Annotated in this window: 19 protein-coding genes; 14 read left to right on the top strand and 5 right to left on the bottom strand. The window is 58.3% G+C overall.

Annotation, left to right across the window (positions count from 1 at the left end):
- Positions 1-304: 304 nt before the first annotated feature.
- Positions 305-646, bottom strand: coding sequence for an ArsR/SmtB family transcription factor (locus AC2FLX_RS04505; protein WP_480750669.1), 342 nt, complete (start codon positions 644-646; stop codon positions 305-307).
- 231 nt (positions 647-877) lie between these two features.
- Between AC2FLX_RS04505 and AC2FLX_RS04500 the strand changes: the two genes are divergently transcribed.
- From AC2FLX_RS04500 to AC2FLX_RS04470, 7 genes are all read left to right on the top strand, one after another.
- The gene (locus AC2FLX_RS04500; protein ID WP_480750668.1) at positions 878-1,213 is read left to right on the top strand and encodes an AtpZ/AtpI family protein; all 336 of its coding nucleotides are present in this window, start codon (positions 878-880) and stop codon (positions 1,211-1,213) included.
- A 2-nt stretch (positions 1,214-1,215) separates the two neighbouring features.
- Complete coding sequence (locus AC2FLX_RS04495; RefSeq protein WP_480750667.1) at positions 1,216-2,004, top strand: F0F1 ATP synthase subunit A; 789 nt, start codon at positions 1,216-1,218, stop codon at positions 2,002-2,004.
- 70 nt (positions 2,005-2,074) lie between these two features.
- The gene (locus AC2FLX_RS04490; protein WP_005981269.1) at positions 2,075-2,299 is read left to right on the top strand and encodes a F0F1 ATP synthase subunit C; all 225 of its coding nucleotides are present in this window, start codon (positions 2,075-2,077) and stop codon (positions 2,297-2,299) included.
- Between the two features lie 86 nt (positions 2,300-2,385).
- Complete coding sequence (locus AC2FLX_RS04485; protein WP_480750666.1) at positions 2,386-2,937, top strand: F0F1 ATP synthase subunit B'; 552 nt, start codon at positions 2,386-2,388, stop codon at positions 2,935-2,937.
- A 5-nt stretch (positions 2,938-2,942) separates the two neighbouring features.
- The gene (locus AC2FLX_RS04480) at positions 2,943-3,503 is read left to right on the top strand and encodes a F0F1 ATP synthase subunit B (protein ID WP_480750665.1); all 561 of its coding nucleotides are present in this window, start codon (positions 2,943-2,945) and stop codon (positions 3,501-3,503) included.
- A gap of 70 nt (positions 3,504-3,573) precedes the next feature.
- Positions 3,574-4,422 carry a hypothetical protein gene (locus AC2FLX_RS04475; protein WP_480750664.1) on the top strand — a complete coding sequence of 283 codons (849 nt, stop codon included), beginning with the start codon at positions 3,574-3,576 and terminating at the stop codon, positions 4,420-4,422.
- 2 nt (positions 4,423-4,424) lie between these two features.
- The gene (locus AC2FLX_RS04470) at positions 4,425-5,192 is read left to right on the top strand and encodes a class I SAM-dependent methyltransferase (RefSeq protein ID WP_496810291.1); all 768 of its coding nucleotides are present in this window, start codon (positions 4,425-4,427) and stop codon (positions 5,190-5,192) included.
- 18 nt (positions 5,193-5,210) lie between these two features.
- Here AC2FLX_RS04470 and AC2FLX_RS04465 read toward each other — a convergent pair whose 3' ends face one another.
- Positions 5,211-5,981: a FadR/GntR family transcriptional regulator gene (locus AC2FLX_RS04465; RefSeq protein ID WP_496810290.1), complete on the bottom strand. Its 771-nt coding sequence runs from the start codon at positions 5,979-5,981 to the stop codon at positions 5,211-5,213.
- 159 nt (positions 5,982-6,140) lie between these two features.
- Between AC2FLX_RS04465 and AC2FLX_RS04460 the strand changes: the two genes are divergently transcribed.
- The 5 genes from AC2FLX_RS04460 to AC2FLX_RS04440 all read left to right on the top strand — a co-directional run bounded on the left by AC2FLX_RS04460 (position 6,141) and on the right by AC2FLX_RS04440 (position 12,218).
- Positions 6,141-7,349, top strand: a complete 1,209-nt coding sequence (locus AC2FLX_RS04460) for an aminotransferase-like domain-containing protein (protein WP_496810289.1) — start codon at positions 6,141-6,143, stop codon at positions 7,347-7,349.
- Positions 7,350-7,393: 44 nt separating this feature from the next.
- Positions 7,394-7,780, top strand: coding sequence for a hypothetical protein (locus AC2FLX_RS04455; RefSeq protein ID WP_496746003.1), 387 nt, complete (start codon positions 7,394-7,396; stop codon positions 7,778-7,780).
- 139 nt (positions 7,781-7,919) lie between these two features.
- Positions 7,920-11,375 (top strand): chromosome segregation SMC family protein, encoded by a 3,456-nt coding sequence (locus AC2FLX_RS04450; protein WP_496810288.1) that lies wholly within the window; start codon positions 7,920-7,922, stop codon positions 11,373-11,375.
- A 45-nt stretch (positions 11,376-11,420) separates the two neighbouring features.
- Positions 11,421-11,798: a hypothetical protein gene (locus AC2FLX_RS04445; RefSeq protein ID WP_496875383.1), complete on the top strand. Its 378-nt coding sequence runs from the start codon at positions 11,421-11,423 to the stop codon at positions 11,796-11,798.
- Between the two features lie 60 nt (positions 11,799-11,858).
- Positions 11,859-12,218, top strand: a complete 360-nt coding sequence (locus tag AC2FLX_RS04440; RefSeq protein WP_480750657.1) for a hypothetical protein — start codon at positions 11,859-11,861, stop codon at positions 12,216-12,218.
- 13 nt (positions 12,219-12,231) lie between these two features.
- Here the strand turns inward: AC2FLX_RS04440 and AC2FLX_RS04435 are convergent, their stop codons facing one another.
- The 3 genes from AC2FLX_RS04435 to AC2FLX_RS04425 are packed head-to-tail and all read right to left on the bottom strand — an operon-like array spanning position 12,232 to position 15,352.
- Positions 12,232-13,284, bottom strand: coding sequence for an ABC transporter substrate-binding protein (locus AC2FLX_RS04435; RefSeq protein ID WP_496810286.1), 1,053 nt, complete (start codon positions 13,282-13,284; stop codon positions 12,232-12,234).
- Positions 13,284-14,657: a sensor histidine kinase gene (locus tag AC2FLX_RS04430; RefSeq protein ID WP_496746011.1), complete on the bottom strand. Its 1,374-nt coding sequence runs from the start codon at positions 14,655-14,657 to the stop codon at positions 13,284-13,286. Before AC2FLX_RS04430 ends, AC2FLX_RS04435 begins: the two co-directional genes overlap by 1 nt.
- Positions 14,654-15,352 (bottom strand): response regulator, encoded by a 699-nt coding sequence (locus AC2FLX_RS04425; RefSeq protein ID WP_480750654.1) that lies wholly within the window; start codon positions 15,350-15,352, stop codon positions 14,654-14,656. The genes AC2FLX_RS04430 and AC2FLX_RS04425 overlap by 4 nt, the downstream gene beginning before the upstream one ends.
- A gap of 113 nt (positions 15,353-15,465) precedes the next feature.
- Here AC2FLX_RS04425 and AC2FLX_RS04420 point away from each other — a divergent pair, with 113 nt between their 5' ends.
- A complete protein-coding gene (locus AC2FLX_RS04420) occupies positions 15,466-16,431 on the top strand; it encodes a Bug family tripartite tricarboxylate transporter substrate binding protein (protein WP_480750653.1) in 966 nt (321 codons plus the stop codon).
- A 63-nt stretch (positions 16,432-16,494) separates the two neighbouring features.
- A complete protein-coding gene (locus tag AC2FLX_RS04415) occupies positions 16,495-16,926 on the top strand; it encodes a tripartite tricarboxylate transporter TctB family protein (RefSeq protein WP_480750652.1) in 432 nt (143 codons plus the stop codon).
- The last annotated feature ends 6 nt before the right edge of the window (positions 16,927-16,932 follow it).

Genomic DNA, 16,932 nt, shown 5'->3' with positions numbered 1-16,932 from the left:
ATGCGAACAGGCAATCGGGGAAGGGCAAACATGAAGGCATATGGTATGACGCTGATATTGGGCGTCGTTGTGGCGTGTGGATCGACGAGCAAGCAGGAACAGTCGGCGCTGCAGGAAAGTTGTGAGGCGCTGGTCGCAGCAGAAAGCGTTACACGGCCAAGCGGTGTCGAGACTGTTTCGATTGACGCGGATTCAGCGGGAACCTCACTGACTGTGAGTGTTGTGGGATCCACGACGCTTTGGCGGTGTCGGGCGGACGCGTCCGGCGCCATAGTCTCGGTTGAGGCAATTCAAGGCGTATAGCCTAGCCCTGTTCGCCGGGCTGTTTGTCCAGTTCAGTTCTCAGAAAACGTTCAAATGCATCCAGATTCACTGGTTCGAATTGCCCGAACCCTTGCATCCAGACCGAAGCATCGCGCATTGCGTCCGGTTCCAGTTTGCACCATTTCACCCGCCCGCGTTTTTCCTGTGAGATCAGGCCGGCGCGGGTGAGGATCATCAGATGCTTCGAGATCGCGGCGAGCGACATTTCGAATGGCTCGGCCACGTCCGTCACGGCCATGTCGTCCTCTAGCAGCATCGCCAGAATGGCGCGCCGGGTGGGGTCGGCAAGGGCCGAGAATATGGTGTCGAGATCATCGTTCATGCTCTGGCAGAACCACATGCGTGTATTATCGTCAACCATTTGGTTGAATATGTGGAATCCAGGTATTTGGCGCTAACAGAGCGGCGGGCGTCAAAGGTCGACAGGTGCGATTTTTAAAAAAATCATTTAATAATAGTTTGTTATGGTGATTCATCTGCCGCAATCAACAGCGTTGACTCTGCCCCGTCGCGCCCTTAGCACCATGTCCAAGACTGTGCGAAGGAAACGCCTGTGACCGAAGATGACCAAAAGCAGCGTATGGCGCAGCTTGAGGCCAAGATCGACGCGGCAAAAAAGGCCAAACAGCCCAAGCCTCGCGCGGACGCTGACATATCCGGCGGCGAACTTGCCTGGAGGATGGTCATCGAAATGGTATCCGGTCTCGGGATCGGATTTGGCATCGGATACGGGTTGGATAGCCTGTTCGGGACAATCCCGATTTTTCTGGTGCTCTTCACATTGCTGGGCCTTGCCGCCGGGGTGAAAGTCATGCTCCGCAGCGCGCAAGAGGTTCAGGCGAAACAGAAAGCGGCCGATGCTGAGGCCGGCAAGGACGAGAGGGACTGAACGTGGCGACCGAGACCACCACAGCACACGGAGCCGAAGGCGCGGAACACGCCGCAGAAGGCAGCAGCCTGGTTTTCCACCCGATGGACCAGTTTATCGTCAAGCCGCTGTTTGGCGGTGACGCGATTGCCTGGTACACGCCGACCAACGTGACGTTGTGGATGTTCTTTGCGGTTTTGGCGATCATCGGCCTGCTGGTGCTGAGCACTTCCAAGCGCGGTATCGTCCCGACGCGGATGCAGTCGATTGCCGAACTGGCCTATGGCTTCATCTACAAGATGCTTGAGGATATTTGCGGCAAGGAAGGCGTCAAGTACTTCCCTTATGTCATGACACTGTTCATGTTTATCGTCACCGCGAACTTCCTGGGGCTGATCCCGACCTCTTTCACGACGACATCACATTTCGCTGTCACCATTCCGTTGGCACTATCGGTGTTCCTGACCGTGACTGTCCTGGGTTTCGTCAAGAACGGCGCAGGCTTTCTGAGCTTGTTCTGGGTGTCCAGCGCGCCATTGGCGCTGCGTCCGATCCTGGCGGTTATCGAGCTGATTTCGTACTTCGTGCGCCCTGTCAGTCACTCCATTCGTCTTGCCGGTAACGTCATGGCAGGCCACGCGGTGATCAAGGTGTTCGCAGGTTTTGCCGCTGTCGCTGTGATCTCGCCGGTCTCGATTTTGGCGATCACCGCAATGTACGGTCTCGAAATTCTGGTGGCCTTCATCCAGGCCTACGTATTCACCATTCTGACCTGTGTGTATCTCAAGGACGCTCTGCATCCGCATCATTGATCAGGGGCTACCCTGAACACAGGAACGATAACCTAACATCGAAACTTCCAAATCGTAAGGAGAACTCATCATGGAAGGCGATCTCGCACACATCGGCGCAGGCCTGGCAGCAATCGGTTCCGGCGCAGCCGCAATCGGGGTGGGCAACGTTGCAGGCAACTTCCTGGCCGGCGCCCTGCGCAACCCTTCGGCAGCTGCTTCGCAGACTGCAACCCTGTTCATCGGTATCGCATTCGCAGAAGCGCTGGGGATCTTCGCATTCCTGGTCTCGCTGCTGCTGATGTTCGCCGTCTAATCTGCGGAACCTGATCCTTACGCGCAGGTGGGCCCAGGCCATAGCGGCCCACCTGTTGTAAAGACAACGTTCCGACGGAGGACAACATGGCGACTGAACCCATTGCCGAAGAAATTGTAGGCGCATGCGTGGATTCCCATGGCTCGGCCATCGGGATGCCGCAGCTCTGCTTTGACTGGTTCCCGAACCAGATCTTCTGGCTCGTCGTTACGCTGGTCGTCGTCTTTCTGGTCCTGTCGCGCGTGGCTCTGCCCCGTATTGCGGCAATTCTGGCCGAGCGGACGGGAACCATCACCAACGATCTCGCCGCAGCCGAAGACCTGAAGGCCAAGGCGGTCGAGGCTGAAGATGCCTATAACAAAGCGCTGGCCGATGCCCGGACTGAGGCACAGCGTATCGCTGCCGAGGCCCGTGCGGAAATCCAGGCCGATCTGGATGACGCCATCGCCAAGGCAGATGCGGAAATCGCAGCCAAGGCGGCTGAATCGGAAAAGGCGATCGCCGAAATCCGTGCCGGTGCGCTGGAGAGCATTCAGGTGGTTGCCAAGGATACGGCGGCCGAGCTTGTTGCCGCTCTGGGTGGTCAGGCCGATGCCGGCGCTATCGCTGGTGCCGTCGATACACGAGTGAAAGGATAAGAGTCATGCGCAACATTCTTGCCCTTATCCTGACTACAGGCGCAGCCAGCCCGGCCTTTGCTGCCACTGGCCCGTTCTTCTCACTGGGCAATACCGACTTCGTGGTGCTCATCGCGTTCCTTGTGTTCATTGCGGTCCTGTTCTACTTCAAGGTGCCTTCGATGATCGGTGGCGCATTGGATAACCGTGCCGCGGGCATCCAAGCGGAACTGGACGAAGCACGCGCACTGCGTGAAGAAGCCCAGACGTTGCTGGCCTCGTACGAGCGCAAGCAGCGTGAAGTGCAGGAAAAGGCCGACGCCATCGTCGCCGCAGCCAAGCAAGATGCTGTTCTGGCCGCTGAGCAGGCCAAGGTCGATCTTGAGAAGTCCATCGCCCGCCGTCTGGCTGCTGCGCGTGATCAGATCGCTTCCGCCGAGGCCTCGGCCATCAAGGAAGTGCGTGACCAGGCCGTTTCGGTAGCCGTGGCCGCAGCTGGCGAGGTTCTGGCCAAACAGATGACCGCCGCGCAGGCCAACAAGCTGATCGACGCGTCCATCGCGGACGTCGAGGCGAAGCTGCATTGATTGGAAACGGCCTTCGGGCCGTTTCTTTATTGCCAAATCTACCCGCATTGCTAGAGTTTGGCTGTCATAGATGTTGTCGCAATCTTTAAATATTATTGGCGTGGTACGAGACGGTGGTGATGCGCTGGTCAAAACGCTTGCCCGGATCGACGATTTGTGCGGACGACTGGATCAAAGCCGGATAGTAATCGCGACGAATGACAATTCCGATGGAACGGGAAAGGTTCTTGCAAGCTTTGCTAACCGCTTGCCGCAAGCCGAAATCCTCACACTTGATGGCTTGTCGAATGAAATACCGAACCGGGTGGAACGGATTACGTTTGCTCGAAATGCGGTTTTGGAGCGGTTGTTTTCTGTGCAACCTCTCTACGATGCGACGCTGATTCTCGACCTTGATGGACCCAACACGCACCTAAGCGCGGATTCTGTTCTGAGGGCGTTGGAGCGTGGAACGCCAAATTGGGATGGCGTGTTCGGGAACGCTTTACCGGCATATTATGATCTTTATGCTTTGCGATGCGCTGGTTGGTGTGAGGAAGACGTCTGGCAACGTATTCATTCTTCGAGAAAACCGTTGTTTCATCGCCGCCGGTGGCGGCAACAACTACTGAAGGATGTAATTTTCGGTCGCCAGTATCACATACCCATAGAGGCCCAGATGATCCCGGTTCAAAGTGCGTTCGCCGGATTGGGCCTCTATCGCACTAAGAGGCTTGAGGGGTTGAAATACGATTGTCGAGATGGTGACGGCCGTTTAGTTTGCGAACATGTCATGCTGCATCAGCTCATGTTGTCTCGCGGAGCGCGGCTTTATATCGATCCGGGATTGACGACAGTTGCACCCTCTGAACATCTGGGAGAGGGAAGCGGGGCGCCTCTTCCAGCCCATCTACCCATCGAAATGAATGGACAAGACTGAGCATGCCCAAATCTCCGCTGACAGGTCAGGAAGGATCATTTCTGTTCAATCAGAAGGTCATTGGGCGTCACGAGGCGAACTATTTTTTGGATAACAGCTGCGGTTACATCTGGGTCGAAGGCCCGCATTGGCTGGATGAGGCTTATAGCGATGCGATTGCCCTGACCGACACGGGGATTCTGGCACGCAATCTTGCAAACATCCGTATCGTGTCCACCGCCATAAGAGCCAATGGGCTGGATGAAGCCAGAGGAATTGATATTGGAGCCGGCTATGGGCTTCTTGTCCGCGGACTAAGGGACAACGGGTTGAATTTCCACTGGTTGGACCCGTATGCCGACAACTTGCTTGCACGCGGTTTTGAAGCCGATGGAGGGAAGTATCAAGTGGCGGCGGCGTTCGAAGTGCTCGAGCATTTGCCAAACCCGCTGGATTACCTTCGGGATGCGCGCAAGCAGTTTGGTTTCGATACGTTGTTTTTTTCGGCAACTTGTTTTGATCCGACCGCCATTCCTGAGACTGATTGGTGGTACTGGGCTTTTGAAACGGGCCAGCACATCAGTTTCTTTTCTGAACAGTGTCTGGATTTCATCGCCGACGAACTGGGGATGAAAAAAATTCGGATCAAAGGTGATGTCTACGCTTTCACGACATTACCTAGCCTCAAATGGCCGAATGGTTGGAAGCGGCGGAGGTTGGACCGCCAGTTCCGGAAGTCCAGTCTGGGAGAGCAGGACTACAACGAAATGAAAAAGCGCGTTTTTAAGTAAGGGATTGTGTCCAGAGGGTTATGATACTCCGGTCTCATGCTGCAAGCGCTGCCGCGCAATGGCTTCGTTCTGTTCAGCCTTCTGTTGGTCAGCAAGGCACTGCTGCACAAAACTGAGGTGCCGCTCGATTGCGTTGCGTGCACCGTCTGGATCTCGAGCCTGCAGGGCGGCGTTTATGGCCCTGTGCTGGCCCAGGATTGCTTCTCGCGTTGTGCGCTGATGGAACATGATTTTTCGATTATAGAATACGCCCTGGCGCAGCAGATCGAACATTGACCGCATCATGTGCAGCATCACGACGTTGTGGCTGGCCTCGATGATGGCCATGTGAAACTGTGCGTCCAACTGAGCTTCATCGTCGCCCGCGCGGTGTTTGTGAGCGGCTTCCATCTTGTCCAGAATTGTCTGGATCACCTTCAGGTCGCTGTCCGATCCCAGCCGCGCGGCGCGTTCAGCGGCCAAGCCTTCCATATCCTTGCGAAAGGACAGATAGTCGAACACCGCCTCGTCGTGGGTGCCAAACAGCCGAATTAGCGCAGGGGAAAACGCCGACCCCAGAACCTCGGCAACATAGATGCCCGAACCTGCTTTGGCGGCCAGCAGTCCCTGCTCCTGCAACTCGGCAATTGCATCGCGCAGCGACGGTCGCGACACACCAAGTCGCTCGGCAAGTTCGCGTTCCGAGGGCAGCCTCTCACCCGGGCGCAGGATCCCGCGGAGGATCAGCAATTCGATCTGACGGACGACAGCTGTAGAAAGTTTTTCTGACTGGATTTTCTGGAAAGGCATGCAGAACTCGTTCGAATTGGTAAGAACACATGACCACGGGGCGTCAGATTTCGCAAGATCGGTCCTTTGCTGATCACGAGGATTGAAACATTAGGTCAGATTTATTGACTTTATTTTCGGCCTTCCTAGGCTCTGCAATCGCATTGTCGGAGAAAAGCCATGTCATTGGACCAGATATTTGCAACCCGTGCGTCTCGCATGAAGGCATCGGAAATCCGCGAGTTGCTCAAACTGCTGGACCAGCCGGGCATCATCTCTTTTGCCGGCGGTATTCCTGACCCGGCGCTTTTCCCTGCGGACGCCTTTGCCGAGGCGTTTGCCACGACCCTTGATCCTGCGCATCAGGCGCAGGCGCTACAATACTCAGTAAGCGAAGGATACCTCCCGTTGAGGCGCTGGATCTCAGAAGAGATGGCCCGAATCGCGATCGTTTGCGACATCGACAACATCCTGATCACGTCAGGTTCGCAGCAGGCGCTCGACTATCTGGGTAAGCTGTTTCTGTCGCCGGGGGACACAGCGCTGGTTGGCTGGCCCACATATCTTGGGGCATTGGCCGCATTCAATGCCTACGAACCGCGTTTTGACCAATTGTCGATAAATGGCAATCGTCCCGCGTTGGATTATCAAGATGCCGCGCGTCAGGCGGGTGGGCAGGTCAAGGTCGCCTATCTCTCACCGGATTTTGCCAACCCGACCGGCGAAACCGTCGATCTTCGCGGACGCAAGGCGTTACTGGATTTGGCCGAAGAACTGGATTGCGCCGTGATCGAGGATGCAGCCTACCAGTCGCTGCGCTATGATGGCGAAGACGTACCACCGATGCTCGCCTTGGAAATTGAGCGGAAAGGGTCGATTGAAGACTGCCGCACTATCTATTGTGGCAGTTTTTCGAAAACCCTTGCTCCGGGTTTGCGCGTGGGCTGGGCAGTTGCGGCCAAGCCGGTCATATCGCAGATGGTATTGCTGAAACAGGCGGCCGATCTGCATTCTTCGACTATCAACCAGATGGCAATCGCCCACGTCGCGGAAAACTGCTTTGAAACGCACATTCCCAAGCTGCGTGCCGTCTATCAACGGCGGAGGGATGCAATGCTGGACGCTTTGGTGCGGCACATGCCAGACGGCGTGAAATGGACCCGTCCAGAGGGCGGCATGTTCATCTGGGTTACGTTACCGGCAGAGATGAATGGGGCAGATTTGTTGGCACGTTCGCTGGACACCGTCAAGGTCGCCTTTGTTCCCGGCCAGGCGTTTTTTGCCGACGGGTCCGGGGCCAACACCCTGCGGCTGAGTTTCTCCTGTTCGGACGAACCAACGATTCAGGAAGGCATCCGTCGGTTGAGTCAGGTCATGTTGTCGGCTTAGCTCGTTGGAAACATTCCGTTAACCAATAACTGCGACTGGTAGGCATGCTGCGTTGTCTGCCCTTCGTCCTCCTCGCCTCCTGCGCGACAGCCACCCCTCATTTCAAGGGCGTTTCGCCAACGCGTGTCGATATCGACGGCAGTTTATTCGACGTGCGGGTAAGGGGCAATCTGGCTGAGGCTGTTCGCGTCAACGGTCAATACGCACCCCGACTGGGGCCGATCCGCCAGCGCGCAGGGATGGCGATGGCCCAGGTTTCCGGATGCGAAGTTCTGGACGTTCTGGGCGATTCCGCCGTGACCACCGGAATTCTCGGATGCGACAGAGCTACAGGAGAGAAGCTGTTGCAGATTGCCAGGTCCACGCCCAACTACGATTGTATCGAAGTCGCCGGTCCCTATTACACAGATTTTGAGTGCTACCCTTACTAAGGTCCCTGAACTGGGGGAATCGGCAAGATATTGTGGATAACTGGCGCGATTGCGCCATATACAGCGTATCGGCGTTGACACAGGCCCCTTCCATTGCGCAGACTCGGACACCTACGGGAATCAAGGGACAGGTCCACCGTTGCGTTTCAACAAGCTCAGACTGACCGGCTTCAAAAGCTTCGTCGACCCGACCGATCTGATCATAGCGGACGGTTTGACAGGCGTGGTCGGCCCAAACGGCTGCGGCAAGTCCAACCTGCTTGAGGCACTGCGCTGGGTAATGGGTGAAAACCGTCCCAAGGCGATGCGCGGCGGCGGGATGGAGGACGTGATCTTTGCGGGTGCCGCCACCCGCCCCGCCCGCAATTTCGCCGAGGTGGCGCTGACAATCGACAATTCGGAACGTCTGGCCCCGTCGGGCTTCAATGACAGCGACCAATTGGAAATTATCCGTCGCATCACCCGAGATGTCGGCAGCGCCTACAAAACCAACGGCAAGGACGTTCGGGCGCGTGACGTTCAGATGCTCTTTGCTGACGCCTCAACAGGTGCGCATTCGCCGGCGCTGGTCCGTCAGGGCCAGATTGCCGAACTGATCAACGCCAAGCCCAAGGCGCGACGTCGCATTCTGGAAGAGGCGGCGGGGATCTCGGGTCTCTATCAGCGCCGGCACGAGGCCGAGCTGAAGCTGAAAGGCACCGAAACCAACCTCACCCGCGTCGATGATGTGTTGGAACAACTGGGTGCGCAGTTGGCGCAATTGGCACGCCAGGCCCGACAGGCTGCGCGCTATCGCGAAATCGGAGAACAGCTGCGCCAGGCCGAAGGCATGCTGCTGTATCGCCGTTGGAAGGAAGCAGATCTTGCCCGCCAAATGGCTGAGGACAAGCTGCGCGAACATATTACCGAGGCGTCGAGGGCCGAGGCCGGGGCGCGGCAGGCCGAAGCGGCACGTGCAAAAGCCGACGAGGTTCTGCCACCACTGCGCGAGGAAGAGGCAATCGCTGCCGCCATCCTGCAGCGCCAGCAGGTTCAGCGCGATGCGCTTGCCGATCAGGAGACCCGCGCCCGTCAGACCATCGAAACCCTGACGGCCCGCATTCTGCAACTGGCCCGCGATATCGAGCGCGAGACCGGCTTGAATCGTGACGCGGGCGAAACCATAGAGCGGCTGGAATGGGAATCACGCGAACTCGCAAAAGCCGCCGAAGGTCATGGTGACAAGCTTGCCGAGGCTGCCGAAACCGCGCACGAAGCGGCGGCGGTACTGCAGGAACGCGAAGATCACCTGTCTCAGGAAACCGAGGATATGGCCCGCCTCGTCGCCCGCCACCAATCCGCGCAGCGCCTAGTCGAAGACAGTCGCAAGACTTTGGCGCGTTCGGAGACCGAAGAGGAGAAGGCTCGTGCCGCGATGGACGACGCCCACGAAGCGCTAAGCCGCGCGGAGGAGGCGTACGGGGCGGCTCAGGAGGCCGAAGAAGAAGCCCGCGAAGCCGCCGAAGTGGCCGAAGAGGCGCTCGCCGCTGCCGATGAACTGCGCAGCGATACGCAAGCGCGCGAGGCAGATGCGCGCGCCAAGCGGTCAGAGGCCGAAGGTGAACTTGGCGCGATCCGCGCTGAAACCAGCGCATTGGCCAAGCTTGTGGCACGCGACACTGCCGAGGGCGGGCAGGTGATGGACCTTCTTCGTGTCGATCCTGGCTTTGAAAAAGCTTTGGGTGCGGCTTTGGCTGACGATTTGCGTGCTCCGGTGGTCGAAAGAGACGGCCCGTCCGGTTGGGTCAAGGTGCCCGGCTATGATGAAGACCAACATTTGCCGGATGGAGCGGAACCGTTGGCTTTGCATGTCTCGGGTCCCGACCGTCTGAGCCGACGTATTGCTCAGATCGGCATCGTCGAAACAGAACAGGGCGCGCGGCTGCAGCCCCTGCTGAAACCCGGGCAGCGACTGGTGTCGCAATCGGGGGATCTGTGGCGTTGGGACGGATTCCGTACCTGGGCCGAAGATGCGCCAAGTGCTGCCGCGATGCGCTTGGAACAGTTGAACCGTCTCGAAGCGCTGAAACAGGAACTGGCCCGCACCGAAGCACAGGCCGATGGTGCCCGAGCCGCCCATGACAGCCTGTCGCGCAAACTGGCCGAAGTGACCGAGGCCGACCGCCGCGCTCGCGAGGCGCGCCGCGCTGCCGATCAGCGTGTGGCCGAAACCGCCCGCTCGCTCAGCCGTGCTGAGGCGGATCGAAATCTTGCACAGGGCAAGCTGGAAACCCTGTCCTTGTCAGTGGACCGCCACAAGGAAGACGCCATGGCCGCCCGCGTGCAACTGCGCGAGGCTGAGGGCGCCTTGGCGAGTTTGGGCGATGTCAACAGCGCCCGCGCCCATGTCGAGGACATCAAGCAGACAGTCGAAGCCGCGCGGATCACGATGTTGACCCACCGTTCGACCCATGACGAATTGCGCCGCGAGGGCGAGGCGCGCACGCGCCGCTCTCAGGAAGTGGCGAAGGATCTGAGTGGCTGGCGGCATCGGCTTGAAACTGCAGGCAAGCGGATTGGGGAACTGACCGAGCGAAAGGCAGCCTCAGAAGAGGAGTTGTCCGAAGCCATGGCGCTGCCGGGAGAAATTGCAGAGGCCCGCGAAAATCTAAACGAACAGATCGAAGCCGCCGAGGCGCGACGGGCCGAAGCAGCTGATCGGTTGGCTGAGGCCGAAAACCAACAGCGCGCCGCCATTCTGGCTGAGCGTGAGGCGGAACGATTGGCCTCCGAAGTGCGCGAGGCACGGGCCGCCTCCGAAGCGCGTTGCGAGGCGGCGCGCGAAACAGTTCAGACCGCGGCGGAGCGGATCGCCGAGGATCAGCAACTGACCCCCAACCAGCTATTGAACCAGTTGGATGTCGATCCCGACCGGATGCCGTCGGCAGATGCGCTGGAGGCCGAGGTGAACCGCCACAAGCGTCAGCGTGATGCGATGGGCGCGGTAAACCTGCGAGCCGAGGAGGACGCTCGTGAGGTTCAGGAAGAATACGATACTCTGAATTCCGAAAAATCCGATCTGGAAGAGGCGGTAAAGGCCCTGCGCAGTGGCATCTCAAGCCTGAACCGTGAGGGGCGCGAGCGGTTGTTGACGGCGTTCGAGCAGGTGAACACCAACTTTGCTATGCTGTTCAAGCATCTGTTTAACGGCGGCGAGGCCAATCTGGTCATGGTCGAAAGCGACGATCCATTGGATGCCGGCCTGGAAATCATGTGTCAGCCGCCGGGCAAAAAACTTTCGACTCTCAGCCTTCTGTCGGGGGGCGAGCAGACGCTGACCGCAATGGCCCTGATCTTTGCCGTGTTCTTGGCCAACCCGGCCCCGATCTGCGTGCTTGACGAGGTGGACGCACCGTTGGACGATGCCAACGTGACCCGGTTCTGCGACCTTCTGGACGAAATGTGCCGCCAGACCGACACTCGTTTCTTGATCATTACCCACCACGCGGTGACGATGGCACGGATGGACAGGCTGTTTGGCGTGACTATGCAGGAACAGGGCGTCAGCCAGTTGGTCTCGGTCGACCTCAAGAAAGCCGAGGCGATGGTCGCCTAGACAATCAAAGTGGCAAAACGTCAAGATTTCTGCTATCATCTTAGTATGTTAGTTCTGCTTATGTTTTGTGTTCTGGCGATCATCTCCACGCCGTCGCAGGCGCAAGACATCCAATCTGCGCAGTTCTGGTCTATGGGCGGCGAAACTGCCTACCCGACCACTCCTCGTTTGTCTAAATCCCTGCTGCTTGACACTTCGACCAGACACGCACCAGTTCACCACGCGCATTCGCTGAGGGAACGGTTTGGCGATGGGATTTCAATTGGAATGGTTCAGTTCAAATGGCACGGCGCATTTTGCGTCAGCCTTCGAAAGGTGTTCAGCCGTTGTGATTTTCTGATCGAAAAAGATCAGCTGATGCTCTATTCGCGAGAAGGGACCGGCCAAATGCGCCTGCGGGTTCAGTTCAGCGTGCGGCCTTAAGTCGGTCTGCTCACCGCATCGTTACTCCCTGTCCAAGGCAATGTGCGCTAAAATCGCCCAATGAAAACTGTCGCCGTATTTTTCTTGTTGTCCGCGACCCCGGTCGCTGCAGCCGATTGGCATACCCGTCCTGGGGACGTCCCTCTCAGCCACGAAGAACTGAAAAATCTCCCTGGCCAAACGTTGACGTTCTATGATGATGGTCAATCCAAATACTCTGCCGGAGGTGCCTATTCCTATACTTATTCGCTGGCAAACGGCGGTGGGACTGCGTTTGGAACATATCGGATTGCAGAAGATGGCAGCGTCTGCACAGAGTTCCAAAATGGGTTCAACAGGTGTGATCTCTATGTTCGCAACGGTGGTCGTCTGATCCTGATAAACGAGAAAGGCGAGCGCTATCCGGTGCGATCCAAATAACATGCTCGGTCGATCAACGGGATAGTGCCTGTTGCCATCGTGACAGGAATTGGGCTGATTTCATCCGGTCCATAGCAACAAGGAGTGGTGGTCCAAGCTGTATCAATCGCGTTCTGGCGGTCGTTTCCTCTAACTCATCCGCGGAAAACGGCGCCATGGAGGGGGTCACCAGATGAGATTTTGTCATCATCAGTTGCCCTTCTGTGGACAGTATGTAATCCAAAAACGCTGTGGCGTGTGGGCTGGGCTGGCTTCCTGGCAGGATAGCAGCCCGTGACAGGATCAGCGTGTAGTCTTCCGGTGCGACGATGCCGAGTGTGGGGTCAGCGGTCGCAGCCTCGGCTGCGTATGACCCCAGAACGTTGTAGGCGACCAGATAATCACCGTTGCTCACGCCTGAAATGATCTCGGCCGAACAGCAGGTTGCGACGGCGCCGGATCTTGCAAAGGCTTCCAGCAACCCGCCAAAACTCGTCGCCTCTTGCGAATCCATGTAGGCAAATAGATATCCAAGCCCGGAGGATTCAATGTCATAAGTGGCGACTCGCCCGGCATAGGGCGATCCGTCCGGCCTCAGCAGATCTAGCAGATCGAAACGGGTGCGCGGGACCTCGTCCGGTGGCACCAGATCCCGATTATAGACCATCACCGCCGGTTCACGTGAAATGCCCCAGACCTGGTCACGCCAGCGCAGCGATTCTGGCAGGGAACGGGTTTCCGGAGACATCCAGGTTGCTGCGCAGTTGTCGTTGACCAGCTTCACAACCTGATGAACGCCGGAGCTGATCACAATATCGGCTCCCGCCGCTCCAATAGAGCAATCGCGTGCCGTCTGGGTGTAAAGTTCGTTTGATCCCCATTGTTCATATCGGATCGACAGATCCGGTCGTGTGGCAAGAAAATCGGTGATGGTTGGCGCAAAAATCGAAATGTCGGTTGTCGTGCGAAGGGTAAGGCTGATTACGGCATCAGGTGGGCCAAACATGCGAACGTCTTCTTGCGCGCCTGCCGGACTTGCCATGAAGCCGAAGCAAAGCAGGATCGCAAAGATGATACAGCGGATCATCAGGCCACCTTTCCGGGCAACACGATTGAGGCACGGAATCCTTGCGCACCCGCCTCCATCTCCAGCCGCCCGCCAAAAGCGTTGGCCACTGCTTGGGCAATCGACAGGCCAAGACCCGTACCGCGCGCGCTTCGGGTTGTGAATCTTTGACCATGAGCCTTGAGGATGTCAGCAGACGGGCCTGGACCGGAATCCTGCACCCAAAGGCAGACCGTCTTTCCGCTCTGATGAACGCCTATCGTCACCGGAGAGCGCCCGTGTGCCAGTGCGTTGCCAAGTAGATTCTTGGCCGCCTCGGTCAGGGACAGCGCGTCGGCCATGACAAACACAGGCGTTTCGCCGATCTCCAACCGGATTTCGGCTTGCGGTGCGAGTAGGCGGTAGTCGCCCTCCTCGAAGATATCAAGCGCAATGTCTCGCAGGTCGACTTGTTCGCGGCGGGCTGCATCACCACGATGGATGACCATGGCACGCGACAACATCTGATCCAGCAGGTGACTGAGGCGAACCGTTCCGTCATGAATCTGTTCCACGATTTGAGCGCGTTGGACCGCGTCGGTTTCGTCCGCGGCCAGATCAGCCTGAGCACGCAGAGCAGCAACCGGTGTGCGCAGCTGGTGGGCGGTGTCAGATATCAGGTTCTTCATTGTCGCGAACTGCTGATTCAATCGGCCCATGAAACCATTGATGGCCTGCACCATCGTGTCCACTTCACGCGGGACCGATGCGTCGATGCGGGTCAGGTCGCGGGGGTCTCGCGCCGTCAGACTGTTGGCAAGACGGTCGAGCGGGCGCAGCGACCGGCGCACGACAACAACCGCAAAGGCGAGCATGGCCAACCCGCCCACGGCGAGCCCGCCGAGCGCATTCCGTGTGATGTCGAATGCCAGTTCGTTGCGGGCAAGCATCGTTTGTCCGACGACAATTTCGATCTGCCCGGAAAAGCGGCGTTCGGCAAACCTTCTCGTCACCCTGATGAACCGAGCCGCCTCGCCGCTGATCTCAGCATCATACATAACCGTATCCGGCGCATTGTCGGGCGGAAGTGGAAGGCTGTCGTAACCCGTCAGCACTTGGCCATCCGGGCCGCGCAGCTGATAGGCGACGCGATCGTCGGACGCGAGGGCCAGAAGTTCAAATGCCGAAACCGGCAGATCGACGATGGGCAGGCCGTCAATAACCGAGACCGAGGCTGCAATGTCATTGGCGGCACCCATCAGCAACCTGTCATAGGCCTCTCGCGCCGCCGCACGGCCATAGGCAAAGGCCGCCATTGAAAGGACCACGCCCCCGATGATCAAGAGCCCGGTCAAACCGATTACCAAACGGGCCGATAGCGACAGGGACGGAGTGGTGCGGGCAGGTTTGGTCATGGAATCCGATCGCGCTCTTCCACAGCGTCAGTCGCGTCCAGTTTGTAGCCAAGCCCGCGCAGGGTTTGAATCTCGACATTGCCGCCAGCCAGCCGTTTGCGCAGGCGCGCCACGTAAAGCTCGATGGCGTTCACCCCTGGCGCCGCATCATCAAAGGCGTAAAGCCCATCGATCAGCCGCTCTTTTGACAGAACCTGCCCGCGGTTCTTAACCAGAAGCCCCAGTAGTGAGAACTCACGCCGGGTCAGATCAAGGGGCCGACCGGCAAGCGTGGCGATGCCGGACGTCGCGTTATAGCTCAGCTCCCCCACAATCTGTTCGGCTGATCTGTCAGCCTGTTCGCGGCGCAGGATTGCGTGAAGCCGTGCTTCCAGTTCGCGATGATCAAAGGGTTTCACCAGATAATCGTCAGCTCCAAGGCTGAAGGCCGACAGCTTGTCATCGACAGAGAACTGCGCTGTCAGCATCAATACCGGGACGACCTGCCCGGCGCGCCGCATTTCGCTCAAGAGATCTGTTCCGGCGCCGTCGGGCAGATTTATATCCAATATGACGGCATCATAGGATTGAACCTCGAAACAGGCCCGCGCATCGGCCAGGTTCGCCGCCAGATCACAGGCCATCCCCGAACGCGACAACCGCCGTTGGGTTGCCTCGGCCAAATCCTCGGAATCTTCGACCAGCAGAACCCGCATCCGCCCTCCTTCCTTTCGAAAAGGATGTGACAGGTTGGTGACAGCTTCAACCTGTATTGTGCTCGGGAACTTCGGCTGAGGAGATGAGCCGGAGACCACAGAGGAGAAATGTTATGGCATTAAATCTGGTTCGCGCGGCCATTGCGGCTGCGGGTCTTGGCCTTGCTACCGGCGCCGCGGCGCAGGAATGCATCGCGCCAGCCAACCCCGGCGGAGGATGGGATTTCACCTGCCGGCAAGTGGGCAAATCGCTTCAGGATCTCGGGCTGATCGACAAGACGATGCAGGTGGTCAATCTGGCTGGCGGCGGCGGCGGCGTGGCTTTTGCCGAGGTGGTCAACAAGCGTGGCGATGACAACGAGCTGATCGTTGCGGCCTCGTCGGCTACGGCAACCCGCCTGGCACAAGGGGCCTATCCCGGCAACACAATGGATCAGGTGCGCTGGCTGGCCTCGATCGGTGCCGATTACGGCGTGATCGCGGTGTCCAAGGACAGTCCAGTTCAGACGCTTCCCGAGCTGCTAGACCAGATCAAGGCGGACCCGACCAGTGTGTCGATTGCAGGCGGTTCAGCCGTGGGAGGCTGGGATCACCTGAAAGTACTGATCGCCGCAAACGCCTATGGGATCGACGATGTGCGCAGCGTGAAATACATTGCCTTTGACGGCGGTGGTGAGGCAGTGACACAGTTGCTTGCCGGTTCGGTTCAGGCCTTCACCGGTGATATCTCAGAGGCCAAGGGGTTCGTCGATTCAGGCGATATCCGCGTTATCGCGGTGCTAAGTCCTGAACGTTTGACAGGCGAATTCGCGGATTTCCCGACGGCGAAGGAACAGGGCATTGATGCAATTGGCGCCAACTGGCGTGGTTTCTATGCGCCCGGTGGCATGTCCGACGAGGCCTATGGAGAATGGGTCGAGAAGATCGGGACCCTCTACGCTTCGGACGAGTGGAAAGAGGTGATGGCAGCCAACGGTCTGGCCCCGCTTGACCTGCAAGGGGCCGATTTCCAAGCCTTCGTGTCCGACTCCGTGGTGCAGATCCAGCAGATCTCGCGCGACATCGGAATCATCAAATAACGCTTTAACCACGTGCCGTGGCGGGGCCGTGCCCTGCCGCGCACCCAATTCAGGGAGAACCGCATGAGCGATCGCATTTTCGGAGCCTTCGGCATTTGTCTGGCACTGTTCTATGCATGGGCGACGCTGCAGATTGAAGAAAGCTTTCTGTCGGACGCCGTCGGGCCGAAAACCTTTCCGCTCGCAATTGCCGTGATCCTGGGCCTGTCCTCGCTTGCTATTTTACTGCGCCCCGATGCCGAGCCGGAGTGGCCAAGCCTCGCGCGGCTGGCCGAGATCTTTGCCGCTGTTGTGGTGATGGTTCTCTATGCAGAATTGCTTGGCTCTCTGGGCTTTGTCATCGCCACTGCATTGGCTGCCACCTACCTGACCTGGCGGCTTGGAACCGGGCCACTGCAGGCGGTTCTGGTCGGCGTTTTGACCTCGGTCGGCATTTACGTCGTATTCAAACTCATTCTTGGACTGTCGCTTGCACGCGGTCCGCTCGGATTCTGAGAAAGG

This window comes from Ruegeria sp. YKSF57 (assembly GCF_059612585.1).
This window is presented reverse-complemented; position numbering and strand designations above follow the sequence as displayed.